Origin of the sequence: Taibaiella koreensis, from assembly GCF_003545715.1 — a bacterium.
GTDB lineage: Bacteria > Bacteroidota > Bacteroidia > Chitinophagales > Chitinophagaceae > Taibaiella > Taibaiella koreensis.
The window spans coordinates 37,997-53,399 of sequence record NZ_QVNU01000003.1; the positions used below are offsets into that span (position 1 = coordinate 37,997).

The 15,403-nt window shown below is 50.7% G+C and carries 15 protein-coding genes; 11 read left to right on the forward strand and 4 right to left on the reverse strand.

The window, feature by feature from the left end; translation table 11 throughout:
- Window positions 1-46: 46 nt before the first annotated feature.
- The gene (gene tssD / locus DZK30_RS10270; protein WP_118974060.1) at window positions 47-433 is read right to left on the reverse strand and encodes a type VI secretion system tube protein TssD; all 387 of its coding nucleotides are present in this window, start codon (window positions 431-433) and stop codon (window positions 47-49) included.
- A gap of 154 nt (window positions 434-587) precedes the next feature.
- On the opposite strand from tssD, the gene DZK30_RS10275 reads away from it, so the two are divergent.
- From DZK30_RS10275 to DZK30_RS10310, 8 genes are all read left to right on the forward strand, one after another.
- On the forward strand, window positions 588-1,493 hold the full coding sequence (locus tag DZK30_RS10275; RefSeq protein ID WP_162903008.1) for a hypothetical protein: 906 nt from the start codon (window positions 588-590) through the stop codon (window positions 1,491-1,493).
- Window positions 1,494-1,513: 20 nt separating this feature from the next.
- Window positions 1,514-2,401 (forward strand): TssN family type VI secretion system protein, encoded by an 888-nt coding sequence (locus tag DZK30_RS10280; protein WP_118974062.1) that lies wholly within the window; start codon window positions 1,514-1,516, stop codon window positions 2,399-2,401.
- Window positions 2,402-2,433: 32 nt separating this feature from the next.
- Window positions 2,434-3,600 carry a type VI secretion system baseplate subunit TssK gene (gene tssK / locus DZK30_RS10285; protein ID WP_118974063.1) on the forward strand — a complete coding sequence of 389 codons (1,167 nt, stop codon included), beginning with the start codon at window positions 2,434-2,436 and terminating at the stop codon, window positions 3,598-3,600.
- 45 nt (window positions 3,601-3,645) lie between these two features.
- Window positions 3,646-4,167, forward strand: a complete 522-nt coding sequence (gene tssO / locus DZK30_RS10290; RefSeq protein ID WP_118974064.1) for a type VI secretion system TssO — start codon at window positions 3,646-3,648, stop codon at window positions 4,165-4,167.
- 28 nt (window positions 4,168-4,195) lie between these two features.
- Window positions 4,196-5,260: a PKD domain-containing protein gene (locus DZK30_RS10295; RefSeq protein WP_118974065.1), complete on the forward strand. Its 1,065-nt coding sequence runs from the start codon at window positions 4,196-4,198 to the stop codon at window positions 5,258-5,260.
- A 114-nt stretch (window positions 5,261-5,374) separates the two neighbouring features.
- Complete coding sequence (locus DZK30_RS10300; protein WP_118974066.1) at window positions 5,375-6,298, forward strand: DUF6263 family protein; 924 nt, start codon at window positions 5,375-5,377, stop codon at window positions 6,296-6,298.
- A 102-nt stretch (window positions 6,299-6,400) separates the two neighbouring features.
- On the forward strand, window positions 6,401-7,237 hold the full coding sequence (locus tag DZK30_RS10305; protein ID WP_118974067.1) for a 2OG-Fe(II) oxygenase: 837 nt from the start codon (window positions 6,401-6,403) through the stop codon (window positions 7,235-7,237).
- 72 nt (window positions 7,238-7,309) lie between these two features.
- Window positions 7,310-8,002, forward strand: a complete 693-nt coding sequence (locus DZK30_RS10310; RefSeq protein ID WP_118974068.1) for a cell division ATP-binding protein FtsE — start codon at window positions 7,310-7,312, stop codon at window positions 8,000-8,002.
- On the opposite strand, the gene DZK30_RS10315 is transcribed toward DZK30_RS10310, so the two are convergent.
- The 3 genes from DZK30_RS10315 to DZK30_RS10325 all read right to left on the reverse strand — a co-directional run bounded on the left by DZK30_RS10315 (window position 7,980) and on the right by DZK30_RS10325 (window position 12,563).
- Entirely contained in the window at window positions 7,980-9,101 is a 1,122-nt protein-coding gene (locus DZK30_RS10315; RefSeq protein ID WP_118974069.1) for a glycosyltransferase, read from the reverse strand. The genes DZK30_RS10310 and DZK30_RS10315 overlap by 23 nt on opposite strands.
- A gap of 137 nt (window positions 9,102-9,238) precedes the next feature.
- Window positions 9,239-10,312 carry a glycosyltransferase gene (locus DZK30_RS10320; protein ID WP_240432899.1) on the reverse strand — a complete coding sequence of 358 codons (1,074 nt, stop codon included), beginning with the start codon at window positions 10,310-10,312 and terminating at the stop codon, window positions 9,239-9,241.
- 133 nt (window positions 10,313-10,445) lie between these two features.
- Entirely contained in the window at window positions 10,446-12,563 is a 2,118-nt protein-coding gene (locus tag DZK30_RS10325; protein WP_118974070.1) for a peptidylprolyl isomerase, read from the reverse strand.
- Between the two features lie 325 nt (window positions 12,564-12,888).
- Between DZK30_RS10325 and DZK30_RS10330 the strand changes: the two genes are divergently transcribed.
- The 3 genes from DZK30_RS10330 (at window position 12,889) to DZK30_RS10340 (ending at window position 15,390) form a co-directional block, all read left to right on the forward strand.
- Window positions 12,889-13,653, forward strand: coding sequence for a T9SS type A sorting domain-containing protein (locus DZK30_RS10330; RefSeq protein ID WP_118974071.1), 765 nt, complete (start codon window positions 12,889-12,891; stop codon window positions 13,651-13,653).
- A 141-nt stretch (window positions 13,654-13,794) separates the two neighbouring features.
- Window positions 13,795-14,565 carry a T9SS type A sorting domain-containing protein gene (locus DZK30_RS10335; protein WP_118974072.1) on the forward strand — a complete coding sequence of 257 codons (771 nt, stop codon included), beginning with the start codon at window positions 13,795-13,797 and terminating at the stop codon, window positions 14,563-14,565.
- A gap of 87 nt (window positions 14,566-14,652) precedes the next feature.
- Window positions 14,653-15,390 (forward strand): T9SS type A sorting domain-containing protein, encoded by a 738-nt coding sequence (locus DZK30_RS10340; protein ID WP_118974073.1) that lies wholly within the window; start codon window positions 14,653-14,655, stop codon window positions 15,388-15,390.
- Window positions 15,391-15,403 lie beyond the last annotated feature (13 nt).

Consider the following 15,403-nt stretch of genomic DNA (forward strand, 5'->3'; position numbering starts at 1 on the left):
GCAGCGGCAGGAGGGGCCGTCGCCGCAGAATCTCTTCCATTGGGGTTTATACCCATTCGTTAACATGGGTGCCGTTGCCCATTGAGATCTCTTTGGCAGAGATACCGAAGCTAACGATCATCGGGTTTTTATTGTCGGAAGCATAGACCTCTTCAAACTTGATCAGGTAGCCTTCTTTGAACTTAAGCTCTTTCATGGTCGCGTCGGAGTCTCTTTTCAGGAATACGATACTGCCGTCTTTGCGTTCAAAGTTGTTGCACATCCATTCAAAAAGCTCTGTCTCCTGGGTGCTTTCCACGGTAACATAGATCTTGCCTCCCCGGGTAATAGACGAGGGCCGGCCGGTGGCGTCCACTTCCTGGTGGAGGTCGTAGCTGGCATTAAGCACATTATAATCTTTACCGGCAACACTCAGTTTTGCTTTGAAGCTCATGGTTAAAAATTTTCGGTTAAATGAATAAAATTGTAATAGCAAAAGTAGCCGCTGACCCAGGGGGAAACAATACGTTTTAATACGTATTTTCAAAAAAGAACTTTTATCTACTTTTGTTCCATCAGTAAAAATCCTCATCCGTTAAGCTGTTCCCATGTCTGCCGAAAGCCCATACTGCATTGATCAATACCAGCTGCTGCGGGCTGAAGCATTGTGTGCGGAATTGATGGAGAATGGCGTCTCTTTCGACGAGATCGTTATCCGTATGGCAGGTGCTTTCCGTAAAAGCTACCGCAACGATATAGAACGGGTAGAGGCGCTGAAAGACGCCAACAACCGCCTGGCTATCGAGATCAACCGGGATGGCTTGTACGACCGTTTGCCTGAGGGCTTGTTTCACCAGACACGCGGCGGTAGCAACACCGGCACGCTAAGCGCCATGACCGGTGAATACCGGCGCTATAGGGATGAGGAGAAGCTGGCCCGCAAATTTTTTCAGCCCGTAGAGCAAGAGCTGTTCCGCTATGCGGTCCTCACCGAGACAGAAGAGCGAAAGCTGCAGTTCGGTATGTTGAGCGGCAAGCTGGATAAAGAATTTTATCGCTTCTGGAATATCGACCCGCAGCTTCCCGAAGCGCCGGCGGCAGTACTGGTGCTTATAATGCCCTGGATACGGCAGATCAAAGGCGATCTCCGGCTTACGGCAAGCGCCCTGGCTATGATGCTCGACCGGCCGGTATCGGGTGCGTCCCGTATCGTCAATGAGCCATCCGGCGATGTAAGCGGTTTTCCGCTGGGGACAGGCGATGCCGCGTTGAGTGTCGATACCATATGCGGACAGTGTTTTGAAGAGCCATATGAACAATGGGTGTTCACGATAGAAGGCCTGGGGCCGGAGGAGATGCTGTTGTATACCGCAGGGAAGCCCTACGGTCGTTTCCTGGAGCGGTTTGAAGCATTGTTTATACCCCTGGCCGTAGAAGCGCAATTTGAATATGTTGGCGACCAGCAGGAGGAGGCGGCATCGGAGCCGGTGCTGGGTTATGGCTTTTACCTGTAAACCTGAAGAACAGAAATATCATGGTCCTGAAATCATTCCTGCTTTATTTTCTTCCTTTCCTGGTAGGCTCGTTGGCCTTGTTTGCGGTGATCAAACAAGTCTCGTCCAGCTTTTCGGCTAAGGGCAAAAAGCCGTTGCTTTACGGTGGGCTTTCTTCCCTGCTGGCTTCGGCTGCAGCTTTTGCCGCTACTTTCATCAGTAACAACCTTTTCCTGGTCTTCTGGATCCTGTCGGCTGTCTACTTTCTCTTCGGCTTGATCCATGTTGTCATCACACACCGGCGGTTTTTCAGTCATCCGGCAGAATCGCGCAGTAAGCTCTTCTATGCTGAGCTGCTATTCGGTATCACGATCATCCTGTTCAGTATCGCGGCCTTTGCGGGATTGCAGTATTTTCTGAAGGATAAGTCATTTCTTTTCTATCCCATGCTGCTAAGCCTCTTGTTTTTCCTGGTTCCTTTTCTGATGAATCAGACTTTTCTGGCTGCTTATCATATTCCGCCCACGGTATTTCCTGCATGGGAATATCCTTTGCTGCAAGCGATCGACCTACCCGATGAAAAAGAAGGAGAGCGGCTATATGTGATCGGCTTTGAGATAGCGAAGAAAGCGAGCGACCGGCAACGTACTTTTTTCCGTGCCAAGGCGCCGGAACAAATGGTGCTGGGCGAGCTGTATTATCATTTCATCAACGACTATAACGAGATGCAGAGCGAGACGCCGATACAATATGCCGATAGTACCGGCAGGGCACAGGAATGGTACTTCCGGACGAAGCCCAAATGGTATCAACGTTCGCGTATTCTCGATGCCACACGTACTGTTCAGCAAACCGGCATACGGGAAAATACCGTGATCATATGTGAGAGAGCGGCTAGGGAAGATGACGCTACAATATCCACTTCATAAACCGGGGCATAACAGCCCCTTATAGATGAACCATGAGAAGCCAGAGAAAATACTTTCCCGTTAACTGGATGGATGGCATGAAGATCAATAAGGATCATTTCATTGCCCAGGATAACGCATGGCAGGACGCCCTTAGCGATATGGCTACCCTATGCCTTTCGCCGCTGCGTTACGGAGTGATGCCACCTTCCGCAGCCGGGGAAGACACTTTCCATGTAAAGCTATCGCTCGACAACCAGAATACGCTTAAGGTAGCTGTGCTGAGTCTCCAGGCAGTGACACCCGGCGGCGTACGCATACAAGTTCCGGGTCTGCCTTCGCACCAGGCCGAAGGAGGATTGACCGGTACCTTTCCATTCACGGCTTCGGGCAGCGAGGCCTTGTACTGGATCGTGCTTACCGCCCAGCCCTTTGAACGTGTGCCATCGGGTAATCCCGACGCGACGGAAAATCCGCCCCGGTATCCGCTTGCACAGCCGGCCTACCAGTTGCAGGTAACGCCGGAAAGCCAGTATAACCAATATGCCCGTAATCCTTTTGCGTTGATAATAGGTAAGGTGATCGTAAACGGCGACACCGTGAGGGTAGAGGAATATTATATACCACCCTGTCTGTCGGTCCAGTCGTCTCCCGACCTTATGGGGCTGCATTCCGAGTTGGATCAGTTCCTGGCAGGACTGGAGCTGCGCTGCTCCCAGATCGTACAGAAGATCTTCCGGAAAAGTCAGCAGAATGATCTTTCGGAGCTGGCCCTGTTTCTCTGCGACCGCATTATGCTCTTCATCGGGCAGGCCATTACCGAATTGCGCTGGAACCAGGTCTATGAGCCGCCGGCAAAGATGTTCAGCACGATCGTGAGCCTCGCCAGGGTAATGAAGAATACGATTGACCTCCGCATTGGCTCCGGCAAGGAAGAGCTGATGAGCTACCTGAGCGAATGGTGCGAGCTGAACCCCGGTGAGCTCGAACAAATGCTGAGTGGCCTGGCCGGATTGCGTTATGAGCACAATGATATCAACAGCAACATTATGCCGGTAATCCGCTTCGCCAAGGTAACCGGTAAGCTTTTTGAATCGCTGAGCAACCTTGAATTCATCGGCAAGCGTAAGGAGTCCGGTATTTTTGTCAAAGAAGAGCAACAGTACCAGCAGAACGGCAATAACGAAACGCCCAAGCCCAAGCGCCGTTTCTTCGGTTAGCAATCATTGAGAAAACACTTTGTTACCTAAACAAAATAAACAAGCATGATACCGCAAAACAGCCCGGAACGTAAAAAGGCCTTTACCCGCTTTATCATCCTGTATATCATTACTACGGGCATTGTTGTGGTTGCCATATACTTCGGAATACAGGTCCCTTTTCAGCAAAATAAGAAGCTGCAGGAGCAGCTTGCCAGCATAGAAAAGGAGCGCGACTTCGGCCGCAGTTTTTTTGCCCAGCTGGGTGAGGCCAAAGGCCTGCTGGATTCCGTAAACAAACCCGGCGTGCAGGCTGAATTGGTTGACGGCCAGATAGACTCCAGGCTACAGCAGCTTACCGCCATGGTGGATAAAGATTCCGTTTCGGAAAAGCGTCTGTACCAGGAGCTGATCAAGACCTATTTTGAAATCAAGGACGATAAGAAAAGGATCAGGGCTTCGGGAGATAAGGATGCCCAGGCGGCAGAGTTCGAGAGCCAGCTGGCCCAGTGGAAAGCCAAGTACGACGATTGCAGGAACACCTACTCGCAGCTGCTTACCCAGTACAATATGAGCATGAAACGTTAACCGGCCCCGTAAAAGAACATCTTATCTTATGCAGCAGCTTTCCCGCATCTATAGCCGCAATCGTATGGGCTTCGACAACAAAGTATGGTTGACGCTTTTGCTTACCGTACTCTTGTCGGCCGGGCTTCTGGGTTTCCGTATCGCCACTACAGAGCCTTGCTATGAGGCCAGGCTGAACCTGAAGGGTGTGGTGGCACATGCCCGGCCCCACTATTACTTCGTGGGTGAGAGCATTATTTTCCAGGCGGGGATGAAGCGACTGCAAGACGTAAGCTGGGACTTCGGTGATGGCAGCCCGGCAGCTACCGGCGTTACGGTGACCCATAGCTACAAGCAGGAAGGCAATTTCCTGGTTACCGCAACGATCAACGGACGTTGCCTGCAATCGGTTAATGTGCACATCAGTCCTATAGCGCTTGCGACACCGGTAACGGCAACGCCTTCGGCCAACGGTGAGGGTGCTATCATCGGTAAAGACTTTGCTGCAGCAGGCGAGCTGGCTATTTACCAGACCGGAATGACTGCCGGCGCTTATGAATGGACGATAGAAAATAATACTGCTTTTCCGCCAAAGCCGGGCAACAAAGTATCTTACAGCTTTACCGAGCCCGGTAGCTATGTGCTGAAGCTGAAGCTGGACAACGATGAGACAAAAGTGTATCGCAAGACGATCACCATATCCATGAACCCGGCCGACGCCCACGGCGCAAATGTGGATGAGCTACCGCCACTGCCTCTCCCAGCGCCTCCTGGCGAAGGCACCGCAGCCGGTGCCGGAGAAAGCGGTCCGGTTGCAGAGCCTGCGCCGGCAGAGAAGAAGATTGAGCTGATACCCGACGCCATATTGAAAAACCAGCTCCAGGATGTGATCGAGGGCAAAGAAACGCTTGAAAATATCGCTCAATACATGTGTCCCGGCGGTAAAATAAAAGGCAATGGTACGATCTATGCCAACCTTAACCTTTTCGGAGAAACACTGAAGGGCAAGAAGGGCATGCTAGGCTTAGGCGGAAAACGGAAGATCAAATCGGTACATGCCAACCGGGAGGTAGGCAGCAATTGCATCTTCCGGCTGGATGTGGAGTATAAATAAACAGGCCGTTTATCAGGTGATGGCACAGCTCGGCACCGTTGTAAAGATTATGGCTTCGCTAACGCCGGTTGCCCGGCAAAAAGCTATCTTTGTTCTTCCACCAAAATCAGATAGATGAACAAATTCAGAAAAGGCGCAGGGCTTTGGTTGGCATGTTGCCTATCCCTGCTGGTATTGTTCTCCTGTAAATCGGGAAGCGAAAACTCCGGCAGCGGGAATGCGATTACAATTAAGATCAATTTCAAACCCGGGGAAAAATATCTCTATACGACCAAGGTTAATCAGAAAATTAACTCGCTCAATACGACCATGGACCAGTCGATGGTAATGGAAATGGTATATGCCTACGAAGGCGAAGAGGGCAATAATAAAAAACTAAAGATCACTTACGATCATGTGGCTATGAGCCTGACGACCCCGATGGGCCCTGTTCAGTACGATTCGAAAACACCCGAGAAGAGTCCGGCTGATATGGCTTTTATGAACGAGCTTATCGGCAAATCGTTCAGCATTAAAATAGCGCCCAATGGAGATATTGCTGCCGTAGAGGGCTTGGGCGAGCTCATCAAATCGCTGTCGGGCAATGCAGATGGTAACACCCGGGCGGCCATGGAAAGCCAGTTCAGCGATACGGCGATCAGGATGATGATGCAAAATTCATTTGACCTTTATCCCGGTAAAGAGATCAAAGTGGGCGAGTCCTGGGGTAAAAAATCGGTAATGGGTATGGGTTTGCAGGGTATCAATGTGAATATGGAGAATACGTATACATTGAAGAGCATCAGCAATGGTAAAGCCACGGTAGCCGTCGTTTCTGCCATGAACCTGCCGGCAACCGATATGAGCGCTGCGGCGGGCGTTCCCATGCAGATCCGGATGAATGGCAAACAGGAAGGTACTATGGAGCTCGATATCAATACCGGGCAGATCCTGTCGGGTAAAACCACGCAGAACATCGAAGGTCAGATATCGGGAGGCGGGCAGACCATACCAATGAATATCACCGGCGACGTGCTCATCAACAGCAAGAAGCTTTAAACACCGGATAAGAAACCGGAAAAGGGGTGATGACCGCAAGGATCATAACCCCTTTTTTGTGTCCGATACGTATTATCTTTGTAGACGATCAATAAACAAGGGATGTCAGAGATCAATGTAAAGGGTATGCGAAAGGCGCTGGCAGCGCTGATAACCGGGCGCCTGGAAGAAGAAAAAGATCGGCTGAAGGCTGAATTCCAGCAGAGCGGCCACATCAACTCCTGTTTTATCGACAACCTGCTGCCCGTTGAGCAGGCGATGGAAATATACCAGGCCTTCCCCTCGCCCGAGGAAATGGCCATACACCGTTCTATCAGGGAAAACAAGAGGGTAGCGGCGCAGATGAATTTATATCATCCGCTGCTGGAAGAGATTGTCTATGCCTTCCAGGAACCCGCTGTAGTCGCGCTGTGTACCTATATTACCGGTATCAGGGACATGGAGCCCGATGAGCATCTTTATGCCGGTGGCATCAGCCTGATGAGCCAGGGCAATTTTCTCAACCCACATCTCGACAACTCACACGACAACGACCGGGAACGGTACCGGGTGCTTAACCTGCTGTACTACATAAGCCCGGACTGGAAGCTGGAGAATGGGGGCAACCTGGAGCTATGGGATGGCGGTGTGCAGGGCGATCCGCGTACCATTGTATCGCAGTTCAACCGGCTTGTGCTGATGATCACCAACCAGTCGTCCTATCATTCGGTAAGCAAAGTAGTAGCAGACGGCAAGCGCTGTTGTGTCTCGAATTATTATTTCTCGCACCTGCCTGCCGACAACGAAAGCTATTTCCATGTGACCTCATTCTATGGCAGGCCCGAAGAGGCCGTCAAAGGAATGGCGCTTAGCTTGGACCGGAAACTGCGCAATTTTCTGCGTAAGATCACGGGCAAGCGTCTCGTCACCACCAAGCATATCTATAAGAAGGATGATTAAAGGCTTCCCCGACCCGAGGGCTACCATTTGCCATCAATAGCCTATTTTTGTAACGATCAAAAAAGAATATAAATGTCTGAAGAAGTTCCGGTGCTGCTTAAAGGCGCTCAGATATACCAGGGCAAGAGCTTAGTGCTCAGCAATGTAAACCTGGAAGTGCGCAAAGGTGAATTCTTGTATCTGATTGGCAAGACTGGAACCGGTAAATCGAGCTTACTGAAGACCCTGTACGGCGATCTGTTGCTTAAAGAGGGGGAAGGTAATGTGGCCGGCTTCAACCTGAAGGACCTGAACTGGAAAACCGTGCCCCTGCTGCGCCGCAACCTGGGCATCGTATTCCAGGACTTTCAATTGCTCACCGACCGTAATGTGAACGACAACCTTGAGTTTGTGCTGAAAGCGACAGGCTGGAACGACAAAGCGCTGATCAAAGAAAAGATCGAGAACGTACTGGATAAAGTGGGCCTGCGGGCCAAAGGTTATAAGATGACTTATGAAATGAGTGGCGGTGAACAGCAAAGAGTTGATATTGCCCGCGCCCTGCTCAATAATCCCAAGCTGATCCTGGCCGATGAGCCCACCGGAAACCTGGACCCCGAGACTACAGATAAGATCATGCAGCTGTTGTTCACCATTTGCCGCGATTATCATACAGCGGTGGTAATGGCCACACACGACTACGGCATTCTTCAAAAATACCCGGCAAGAGTGGTGCGTATAGAACAGAATACGGTAACGGAGATCACGGCTGCAGGAATGCCATGATCCGGGCTGCATTGTCCCGGTTATTGTAACGCTGCAGCAGCAAAGCTCTTCGTTTATCGATGCTTTCCCGGTCAAAAGGTTGGTTGGAAAGCGTTTCTAGCAAGCTAACGAATGCGGCGGCATCGCCGGCTACGTGACAGACTTCGGAAAGCCCCGTCCCGTGCACCATTTCGGGATTTACGATCACGTGTCTTCCGTGGAACAAGGCATGCAGCAACTTTAATTTAAGCCCGGTAGCCTGAAAAGTAGGCAGCAGGTGGGCCTGCGCTTCTGCTACGAGCCGGGCCATGGCAGACTGCTCAGGATTGGCCACCAGCCGGCAATGTGGCAGGCGTTCGCAAGCTGCAATCACCTTCTCATCCGGGTCTTTCCCGGCAAATACAAAAGGCATAGTGCTGTGCGGGCATACTTCCTCCAGCAAGAATAAAGCCGCCTCGATATTTTCGGGGTGCCCGAGGTTGCCGTGGTATAGCGCATAGCTACCTTTGCCCGGCAGGGCGGTCACATCATTGTAAGGCTGGAAAGATGGTACATAGGCATGCTGCTTTTCCGGATAAGCCCTTTTGAAAAAATGATGATCGTGCTCAGCCACCGTCAGAAAGACATCCGCAGCCCCAAGCCGGGCTTCCTGGCCTTTGAGCAGCAGCGCCTCGACCCGGTAATACATTTTTTTCAAAGGATTGCGCTCCCGGTCGGCCAGATGGGTATAATACTCCTGCTCAAGGTTCTGGTTACGCATCAGTTTAAAGCGCCGGGCCAAAGAGGGATGCGACAGATAGTGGGTAGTATGTACCCCTTCAAACAGGATCGGCGCATCGATACTTTGCAGATTGTACAGCAGCTGATCGTCCCTGCGGGAATACATCATATAAGGTAGCCGGAGGGAAAGCCCGGCCAGCCCGGTCTTGCGCCGGTAATAGAATACCTGCTCGCAATAACGTTCCATAGTCTCCGGGCGGCCTCTGCCGTATTCAAAGCAATGCAGGTAAATCTTTACGCCGGCTTCGTGCAGGTTCCTGATCTTATAGAACACATCGACCATACCCCCATAGTCGGGGGGATAAGGTACATCGGACGATATAATATGCAGGCGGATCAAAATGATAAAAGATTAAGTGACGATATCCCGGTATGGGCATATGACCATAGATCAACGTTCTAATAATTAACCCAAAGAATCATTTTTCATTGCACCTGTTTTTGGGCTGGATTCCTATATCCGATAGTCATTAAAAATTATTTCTCGTCAAAAAGATGCTCGTACACTGCTTTTAGGCGCTTTTCCTCTTCCTGCCAGCAGTAAACTTCCCTTGCCTTCAACGCGTTTTGCTGCAGACGCAGATGATAAGCTTCGTCGTGCACCAGTTGGTTCAGCGCTTTGGCTATACTGTCTATGGTCGGTGTTTCGATGAGACAGGCCAGCTCGAAACGCGCATTGACACTTTCATATTCGGGGTAAGCCATACACAGTTGCGGCACGCCGCTATGCATATAATCAAAAAAGCGGTTGGCCATCGACAGCCGGTTGCTGGGACCTATTGCCTCAAATAAAGTGATGCCGGCCCAGGCATTCAGGGTGTACTCGCGCAACTGATCGGGCGGTACATAGCCCTTAAAGCTGATCTTATCTTCAAGCTGGTACTTTTTGACCAGCGCTATCGCTTCCTTGTAAAAATTACCGTCGCCGCAAATGATCAGCGGAACATCCACTTGCTGCATCGCCGGGATCAGGTACTCAAAGCAACGGCCTATATTGACTGCTCCCTGGTACAGGATGAATTTTTCCCGCTTTCCGGGAAGACTAAGCGGGCGAAGAACGGTAGCGTTGCGTACAACCTCGTATCGGACGCCGTACTTTTCCCGGAAATAAGCCGCATAACATTCACCTATGGTATAACCTGCAGGAAAACGGGGAACGGAAAAGCGCTCAATACGGTCCCATATCTTTTTCTCTTTTGGCCGTGTGACTACTTCCTGCATTTCGGTGAACAGCTCATGCGCATCGTATACGCGTTTAATGCCTCTTATCCTGGAAACCAAATAAACAGGCAATATGGTATCCAGATCGATCGCGCAAAGAGCATCGGCCTTACGGAACAGAAGATGCCAGAACAGCCGGAGCCAATAAAGGACGTACATCATCTTTCCCTTGCCGGGGCCAATGCGCAGCCGTTTCAAACGAAAGGGTTGCTCCCGCAGGGGTATGCTGTTACGGTGTGCCCTCCCGATGAGCGTGACGTCGTAACCCGCCTCGGTGAGCGACCGGCAGATCCGGATCATACGCTGATCATAATTCAGATCGTTGATCACGGTCAGTATGATTCTTTTCTTTTCCAGAACGGGAAATATTGGTTATCGGTTTGGGGACGCTAAGTTAAACCGGTGTCATTAATAAAAAAAGGGGCAATGCTGCCCCTTTTCAAAAATTATTCTCAAATGAAAATTAATAAATTTTAGAGCGGGTGTCTTCCACTTCCGCTTTTTCACGGAGGCCGTTAAGCACCATACTTGAAGCGTTGTTTTTAACGCCGTACTCAAGCATCTGGCGTTCAACAGCCAGGTTACGTGGCTGCTGATCGGTGATGGCGCTGCGACCCAGAACATTGATGAAGAATACCCCATCCTGTCCCGATATAGCCGGAGAAAGTGTATTTTCTTTGAATGTTTTGCAGAAAGAATAGCCGACTACTTTCGGCTCATTGCCCATGTTGGGAACGAAGGCACGAATGAAGCTCAGTGAATCGGCAGTACCTACCTGCAGGTTCTCTGCCTGTGCGATCGCTTCAAGCGTCGTCTTACCTTTTGCCTTCTGTTTCAGGATCTCGGCTTTCTTCTCTTTTTTCACATAGCCTTCCAGTATGGGCCTCGTTTGGCTATTGATGGGCGCCATACCTGGTTCCATAATGCTCGTGAGCTTGGCCACTATATATTTATCACCTACGGCATATACGCTGGACACATCGCCAAGCTTAGCATCGTAAGCCCACTTCACCAGGTCGCGTGAAGCGCCCAGCCCATTCACTGCATAACTGTTCTTGTTCAATCCGCCGGCAGGGATAGCACTGTAGCCATTGGCTTTAACGGCCTTGTCGAAACCCGATGTGGCCTGGCTGGCAAATTGTGTCGCTTTGGCCGAGATCGCATTCTGTGTATTGTCGCTGGTAGCGAGCTCCCTGGCTACGAAGGCGATCCTGGTGGAGGCTTCGGGCGCGCCCTGGTGCAGGATCTCAATGTAGTGATAGCCCAGTTCCGTCTTTACGATCTTCGATTCACCGGTATGGCCCTGTTCAAATACGAAGTCTCCGAATTCTTTTGCCAGGCTGCCTTTCTGCCCCAGGGGGAAGTCGTATTCGCCGCCTTTATTTTTACTACCAGCATCATCGGAATAAGTAGCTGCGAGGGAATCAAATTTAGCGCCTGCTTTCACCATGGCCATTACGCTGTCGATACGGGCCTTGGCAGCAGTATCGGAAAAGAAGCGTCCGCCTTCTCCCAGCTGCCTGGTTGCAATAAGAATGTGGCGGCATTTTACAGAATCAGGAAAAGATTTCCTGTCCTTGATCTTGGCAAGCATATAGTTATTCCCGTCGTAAAACGGACCAACTATGCTATTCACCGGGGCGCTCATCAGCTCATCCACATTGGGAATGCTCTGCAGCTGCTGCTTGGTGAAATAAGCGATAGGGATCTGGCTCTGGGAATTACGGTTTACAAAATCAGTATCGTTGGTGGCCACGGCAAATTCAGTCTTCAGCTTATCCAGCGCAGCAAAAGTGCTGGCAGAATCTTCGGCAGAAGGCTGGATCGTAAAGCTTACGAAATCGATGGCCCGACTGGCTTCTCTTACCTGGAACATGGCCTTGTGGGCTTCCATGTATTTTTTAATATCGTCGTCGCTTACCTTGGCCTGGTCATCGGGAACCAGGGTATAGGGTAGCTTCACGTAGTTGATTTTAGCCAGTGTGTTACGTGAGGTGTGCTGGTCGTCCAGCATGAACTTAGGAATGTAGATCGCACCGGTAACCATCGTATTGAACTTGGTAGTATAGCGGCTCTTAACCAAACCTGCCTCGAAAGCATCCCATTGTTTCTTGGACTCGGGATTCCGTTTGATCTGCTGGATCTGGGCTGCCACTTCCTGGGGGTTGAAAACGCCCGTTTGCTGGTTGGTGAACATTTGCTTGATGGTAGGGTCGGGGTTGGGACCACTTACCATGTCTTTCAGTTCGGCCGATCCGACGGTGATGCCCAGCTTTTGACTGATATCATTGAGCAGACGTTCGCTTACCATCTCGTTCCAGACCTGGTCGCGCAACTGTGCCTGTGTATTTTCATCAACTGTAGCATTGGGATTCTGGCGTTTCATTTCATCTTCCCGCTGCTTTACGGCAACATCATAGTCCCGGGCATCGATCTTTTCACCATTGACCTTACCAATGGTTGTAGAGCGGGAGCCGCCTCCTTTGCCATAGTCCATCAAGATGAAACCCACCAATGCGATCACGATCACGCCACCGGCCAGCTTCGCATATTTATCCCGTATTTTCTGAATTACTGCCATAGTAAAATGAAGTACACAATTATCGAAAGTGCGCAAATGTAATGGAAAAATTGGAAAAACAAATCCTTTACCGGTCTCCTACGCTAAATTATATAGAAAAATAATGTCTTTTATACCTTAAATAGCTTAACGGGAGCAGTAGAGGAAGCCTCCATGAGCCGGAAATGTTGCAGCATTCCGGGACGGGCCGGCGAGCTACCCGGAAGCGGGTAGCTGCTTGCTACCGGCATCAGATCATTTTGGCAAGCAGCTTGTGGTCCCTTGCGCAAAAGAACCCGGATCTCGCGCCAGGCCTATAATTTGGCGGTATCTAAACGCGAATTTTATGAAAAAGAGAAAATTGTACCTTGCTCTGGCAGCCGTTCTGGCTTCCTTTAACGGGTTTGCACACAAGGATTGCGACCTGGCTGTATCGATGACCCCATCGGCGGGCTATTCCACCACCGTAAATTATGGTGACTCTTGTTTTTTCGATCTCAAGATCACCAATAACGGGCCCGATGTGCTCACTATTACCGATAGTCTCTTCCTCGGTATGGTGGGTACTTCATCCATTTCCCTCATCATTCCCCCGGGGCCGATCCCCAACGGCGGCTCTTTTACGCTGGTCAAAAAAACCTATGCCGCGCACGACATCGATACGCTGCGGGCTGCCGACAAAGTTGTTGGCGCCTGTTTCGTGCTGCTGAAGCAATCAGACATCCTTGTCGGCAATCCGCCCAGGCCGGTTACGGAAACGTACGAAGATACAAGGGCAGCCAATGATACCGCCTGTTTCAGGGTTACCCTCAAAAAGCGTCCGGCAAATGGTATAGCCGGCCCGGGCCTTGCCACGGAGTCCTTACAGCTATACCCCAATCCGGCGCGGGATGAAGTGCGTTTTGATCTGAAACCCGACAATACCGCACCCGTACTGGTGTCCGTCAAAGATATTACCGGAAGGGAAGTTCGGCGGCAGGATTTCGGAGTACTGCGCAACGCTGCGACCAATGTCGCACTAGATGTAAGAGGACTTAAGCCAGGTCTGTACTTTGTTGAATGGTGCAACGGTAACCGTAGGGCCACAGGCAAGCTTGTGATCGGACATTAAATACGGTACCAGCTTTTTTGTTTTAGAGGAATGGCTGTTTGCGTGTGATTTCTTGCTGAAAATCAAAAAGGCAGGCATCAGGATTGGAATACATAGAACTTTGTCTATAATTTAGCGGGTAAATCTTTAAAAGCAATATTGATGAAAAAAATTAAACTCTTTTTGGTGGCTGCAGGCTTGCTCTGTACAGCAACCGGCTTTGCCCAAAAGCAGTGCAACCTGGGGATCACGGTTACGGCTTCAGCAGGATATTCAACAACACTTAACTACAAGGATACCTGCTTTTTCGATGTGAAGATCCAGAATAATGGCACCGCAGCACTGGCTACCACCGATACAATCGTAGTGGGCCTTTTGGGTACCACAACGCTGATACCTTTGGTACCTGCCGGCGCCATTGCCAGCGGTCAATCGTTTACTGCCACGAAATCGTTCCGGGTAATACATACCATCGATACCCTGAAAGCTGCTGATCTTACCGGCACTGTCTGCGCCGTTTTGCGTAAGCAGGCAGATATTACCGTTGGCACTCCGCCCCGGCCGCTCACTGTTACGTATACCGACAACGTAGCCACCAACGATACGTCATGCAATACCATAACATTGAAGAAACGCCCGAACAATGGCATCTTCGAATGGGGTAGCGGCAGCAACGAGGCCCTGGCCTTATACCCCAACCCCGCCAGCGGCGAAGTGAAGTTTGACATCAAAGCCGATAAGGCAGAGAACGTGGTATTGTCTGTGAAAGATATCACCGGTCGTGAAGTAGCCCGCAAAGATTACGGAAAGCTTCCCGTAGGCGTTAATACTACTTTGCGTCTCGACGTTAGCCATCTGAACGCCGGTCTTTACCTTGTCGAGTGGAACAGCGGCGACCGCCGCGCCACGGGCAAGCTGACCATCAGTCGCTAAGACGGTAAGATTTAACATTAAAAGCATTGATACTACCGTATATCAATGCTTTTTTGTTTAATTTGCAACGAAACTATATAATTAATTATGAAGTCCGGAAATTTACTCTGTACCGCTTTGCTGCTGCTTGCCGGCGCCGGCAGCGTACAGGCGCAGCCAAAGAAATGCGATATGAGTATTACGCTCATGACGCCGGCCGAAGGAGCGGTGATCAATGCGTATGCCACATTCAACATTACCGTAAAGATAGATAACATAGGACCCGACGACCTAGCCGCAGGCGATACCGTTTGGTACAATACGCCATCGATGCCCTATGCGCAACTGAAGCCTTTCCTGCTGCAGCAGGCCATCCTCTCGGGGGGCAGCGCTACCTTGATCCTGGCCACGAGCACCAATGTAACGAACAATCCCGGCGATGTTACCGAGCCCTATTGCGTACGGGTAGTCAGCAACCCCAGCAATACCGGCACTTTTATTGATACGACAGTAACCAATAATAATTCCAGTTGTAATAATGTAACGTTTAAAGCGCTTCCTGCCAGCGGTATTAATGAGGCGGATGCTGCGAAAACGCGTCTGACGCTGTATCCCAATCCTGCCCGCAATACGGTACAAATTGCATGGGCCGGTACTGCGGCTGACCGCCCGGTGATAAGCCTGTCCGACCTTTCGGGCCGGCAGCTTGCGGTAAAAGGCACAGGCCAGGCACTCTCCGGCAAAGAGAAGCTGTCGCTGGATATTTCGGCGCTGCAGCCGGGTATGTACCTGGTGACGATCTATAACGGCGGTCTTCGCGCCGCGGGCCGTTTCATCAAGCAATAACCTGAACGAAATG